Annotated in this window: 5 protein-coding genes; 1 reads left to right on the top strand and 4 read right to left on the bottom strand. The window is 64.1% G+C overall.

Annotation, left to right across the window (positions count from 1 at the left end):
- Positions 1-1,212 (top strand): PucR family transcriptional regulator (locus VN856_RS22085; protein ID WP_325692964.1); only part of this gene is annotated, 1,212 nt, incomplete at its 5' end.
- Positions 1,213-1,232: 20 nt separating this feature from the next.
- Here VN856_RS22085 and VN856_RS22090 read toward each other — a convergent pair.
- The 4 genes from VN856_RS22090 to VN856_RS22105 all read right to left on the bottom strand — a co-directional run.
- A complete protein-coding gene (locus VN856_RS22090; RefSeq protein WP_325692966.1) occupies positions 1,233-2,930 on the bottom strand; it encodes an FAD-dependent oxidoreductase in 1,698 nt (565 codons plus the stop codon).
- A gap of 8 nt (positions 2,931-2,938) precedes the next feature.
- Positions 2,939-3,205, bottom strand: coding sequence for a UBP-type zinc finger domain-containing protein (locus VN856_RS22095; protein ID WP_325692967.1), 267 nt, complete (start codon positions 3,203-3,205; stop codon positions 2,939-2,941).
- Entirely contained in the window at positions 3,202-3,651 is a 450-nt protein-coding gene (gene trxA, locus VN856_RS22100) for a thioredoxin (protein WP_325692968.1), read from the bottom strand. Before trxA ends, VN856_RS22095 begins: the two co-directional genes overlap by 4 nt.
- 13 nt (positions 3,652-3,664) lie before the next feature.
- On the bottom strand, positions 3,665-4,541 hold an 877-nt coding region (locus tag VN856_RS22105; protein ID WP_325692970.1), incomplete at its 5' end, for an AAA family ATPase.

A 4,541-nucleotide genomic window follows, 5' to 3' on the forward strand; every position in this document is an offset into this window, starting at 1 on the left:
ACGATCGAACACCTGGCTCGCGTGGTGAGCGACCTTAAGCGACACGAACAGATACACGAGGCACTGATCGCCCTGTCGGCCGCCGGAGCCGGTGAAGCGGGGATCGCCACTAAGCTGCATGAACTCACCTCGCTGGCAGTCGGCGTCGAGGACGTGTTCGGCAACCTCAGGGCGTGGGCCGGCACTACGGAGCCGGCGGACTACTGCTGTATAGGAGGCGCGAACCGTGAAGAGGTGCTTCGCAGCGCCGCGGCCAGCGCCCAACCGGCACGCGACGGTGGCCGGCTATTCAGTGTGGTTCGATCACGTGGCGACGTGCTCGGGGTGCTGCTGTTGTTCGACCCGGACGGGCGCGCCGGCACCCTGGACAGCTTCACACTCGACTACGCAGCCACCGTGCTCGCGCTCGAGCTGTCCCACCGCAGGGAGTTGGCACAGGCTGAGCTCCGCCGCCGCCGTGACCTGATCGAGGATTTGTTGACCGGCACCGATAACGAGAGTGCTTACCTGCGGGCCGAGGCCCTGCAGCACAACTTACGGTGTCCCCACTGTGTGGCTGTACTGCGTTGGGAGAACACCGATTCCGATCTTGTTGACAAGGCAGCGGCGCATTGGGCCAACCGCATAGGACGGGATTGCCTGGTCACTTGCCGCCGCGGGACCACGATCCTGGTCAGCGCCGGAGAGCTGGACCACACTGATCTCCACCGCGCCATCTCGGCCGACGTGGGCTCCAAACGCGGTTCGATCGGGCTCGGCTCCCTGGTTGACGCTCCCTCCGCACTTCCACGGTCCCTCTCAGAGGCGCAGCGCGCATTGAAGATCAAGCAAGCCTCCCCCACACCGTATGGCAGCCGACGGTTCGAAGACCTTGGCGTGTACCGCATCCTGGATTCGGGCGAAGGGCGGCCCGAGGTCCGCACTTTCGTGCAGGAATGGCTGGGTGCGTTACTCGACTACGATCGCACCAAAGGTGCCGAGCTGGTCAAGACCCTCGCGCACTACCTCGATTGCGGCGGAAACTACGATCTGACGGCAAAATCGCTGCAGATTCATCGCAGCACCCTGCGCTATCGGTTGGCGCGGATCCGCGACATCACCGACCGTGATCTGCAGGATGTCGATACTCGCCTCAACCTCCACTTGGCTACCCGGGTACTCGGCGTGCTCGGTGGAACCGATTCGACCGAAGATAGCCACCGGTTCGATTGAACTGACGCTGAATTGGAAGGTCAGGTCATGAGGTAGTTGTTGACCTGCCGGATCGACATGGCTCCCTCGCCGACCGCGGATGCCACTCGCTTCACCGACCCGCTGCGCACGTCTCCGGCGGCGAAGACACCGAGCACGCTGGTCTCCAAGAAGACCGGGCGGCGGACCGTGGTCAACTCGTCAGCGCCACCAACGTGATTCGCTGCGGCCTGCCCGGTTTCGATGAAACCGTGGTCGTCGAGCGCGACCGTGCCGGTCAACCATCCGGTGTTCGGGTCCGCTCCGATGAACACGAATAAGGCGCGCGCCTTGATAGCCTGCCTCTCGCCGGTCTGATTATTTTCGGCCACAACGCTTTTCAACGCTCCGTCGCCGTGGACTTCGCGGACTTCGGTGTTGAGACGGACCGTCACTCGCGGCTGCTGGACTATCCGGTCGACAAGGTAACGTGACATGCTCTTACCGAGGTCGTCCCCCCGCACCAGCAGATGTACCCGCGACACGCGACTCGCCAGGAACACGGCCGCCTGCCCGGCGGAGTTACCGGCTCCGACGATAACGACCGGACCGTCACCACACAGCAGCGCTTCCTGATAAGTAGCGGCGTAATACACGCCGTCGCCGTGGAATGCATCGATCCCCGGTACGGCTAGGCGGCGATAACGTGCTCCGGTGGCCAGCACCGCGGAGCGGCCGACAGCCACCGTATCGTCGGCGAACGCGATCTGGAGCTGTCCACCGTCGGATTCCAGCCGGATAGCCTCCGCGGACACCGAAACCCGGGCGCCGAACTTATCGGCCTGCAGGAATGCCCGTTCGGCAAGGTCCGACCCCGAGATTCCGGCCGGGAAACCCAGGTAGTTCTCAATGCGCGACGTCGTCCCGGCCTGGCCGCCAACGGCGATTCGCTCTATCGCTGCAGTCCGCAAGCCGTCCGAAGCGCCGTACACCGCAGCGCCCAGACCGGCCGGACCGGCGCCCACCACGATCAGGTCGCATTCGTCGCTGATGATGTCCGGCACGGTGAGGCCGACCACCCGAGCGAGCTCGACATTGCTGGGATTGCGCAGCACCTTGGTCCCCCAGATCACCACCGGCGTTTGCTCGGGCGAAATCCCAAAATGACGAAGCAGCCGTTCAGCGTTACGGTCACTTTCCAGATCCAACCATCTGTGCGGTAATCGGTTGCGGGTGGCGAACTCTCGTAAACGGGCAGAGTCGGGCGAGAAGCACGACCCGATAATCCGGAACCCGACGCTCTGCCCGATCAACAGAGAACGGCGCACCAGATATGCGCGCAAAACCAGGTCGCTCAGAATCTGGTCGTGGGCGACTAGAGCACGCACGCGGCTGGTGGGCACCGCTAACACCTCGCCCTCGACCACGACGATTGCGGTGTAGAACGCCGGCTGGCCTTCCAGATCACCGAGCTCCCCCAGGAACCGACCGGGTCCGTGCACACGCAGCACCCGCGTCTCGCCGGACTCGTCATCGGTGACGATTGCGACTTTGCCCGACAAGATCAAAAACAACTCGTCGGATCGCATCCCCTCGCGAATCAGGATTTCGTCAACCGCGACCGGCCGCGTGGTGCCTCCGGGACGCAGTGTCGCGATCTGGTCCTCGGTCAATCGGGGGTACGCACCGAACAGGTCCGGTGTCTCCTGCCACTCCTGGGTGCCCGCGACCGACGACTCAACGGACGTGACGTCAGACATCAGCCACCTCAGACGTAGATTTCGTGAACATAACACCAACGCCACGATTCACCGGGCTCGAACGATCGGACAATGGGGTGCCCCACCGTGTGGGCGTGTTTGCGTGCGTGGCGCATCGGAGACGAGTCGCAACAGCCGACGTGGCCGCAGGACAGGCATAGGCGCAGATGGAGCCACGGCGTATGCAGACGTAAACATTCCTCGCAGCCTTCGGGGGTTCTGGGCGTGACACGGCGGATGGCCGCCAGGTCGGGGTCGACGGATATCGATGTCATGATCGCGCCTCCTTGGTTGTCGTTGGCACCGCCTGGTCGAGCCAATCACGCAGTGCGGCAACGGGTGCGGCGCCCGACTGACGCGCCAACAGCTGACCGTGGTCGATGAGCAGTAGGGTCGGAACCGCTTGTACGCTGAAGCGCTGCGAGATCGCCGGTGCCGAGTCCACGTCCACCTTCACAAGTTTGAGGCGGCCGGCGCGCTCGCGGGCCAGCCGTTCCAGCGCCGGGCTGACCATCCGGCACGGCCCGCACCACGTCGCCCACAAATCGACCAGTACTGGAACCGTGGACTTTTCAACGATCTCAGCGAAATCGAGGTCGCCCGCATCGACTACCCACGGCAGCCAGTGATGACAATTGGCGCAGCGCGGTTTACCGTCGGCAGCCGCCGGCACGCGGTTGCGTTTTCCGCAATTCGGGCACACCATCGTGGTGCTCTTCATGACCTGCCCGCCTCTACGCCGCAGCGGCGCTCTCGGTGTAAGTCACCGCGAGTTCGCCGCCGTCGACCCTGGCCCGGACCTTGCCGCCCGCGGCGATGTCGCCGCGCATCAACGCACGACCAATCTTGGTCTCGACCTCGTGGGCGATATAGCGACGCAGCGGCCGTGCGCCGTACACCGGGTCGAAGCCACGTTCGGCGATCAGCCGACGAGCTTCCGGTGTGATCTCCAACTCGATCTGCCTCTGCGCCAAGCGGTCTCGCAGCTCCTGCAGCTGTAGCTCAACGATGTGTTCGATCTGGGACAGTGCCAACGGGGTGAACAACACAATGTCGTCAACCCGGTTGAGAAACTCGGGCCGAAAGTGCGCACGCAGTTCGGCCATCACCTGGTCGCGGGCGTCAGGCTTGATCTCGCCATCGGCGGTTACCCCGTCGAGCAGATAGTGCGAGCCGATATTGGACGTCATGATCACGACCGTGTTGCGGAAGTCAACCTGGCGTCCCTGCGCGTCGGTGAGCCGCCCGTCGTCAAGTACCTGCAAAAGCGCGTTGAAAACGTCGGCGTGCGCCTTCTCGATCTCATCGAAAAGCACGACCGAGTAGGGCTTGCGCCGCACCGCCTCGGTGAGCTGCCCGCCCTCGTCGTATCCGACATAGCCCGGTGGCGCACCAACCAAGCGGCTCACGGTATGCCGTTCCTGGTATTCGCTCATGTCCAGGCGCACCATGTTGTCCTCGCTGTCGAACAGGGCGGCCGCCAGCGTCTTCGCCAGTTCGGTCTTGCCGACACCGGTGGGCCCGAGAAAGACGAATGAGCCGATCGGCCGGCGCGGGTCTCGGATTTCCGATCGGGCCCGGATCACCGCATCGGCGACGAGTTGCACCGCC

The sequence above is a fragment of the Mycobacterium sp. genome (assembly GCF_035603715.1).
GTDB lineage: Bacteria > Actinomycetota > Actinomycetes > Mycobacteriales > Mycobacteriaceae > Mycobacterium.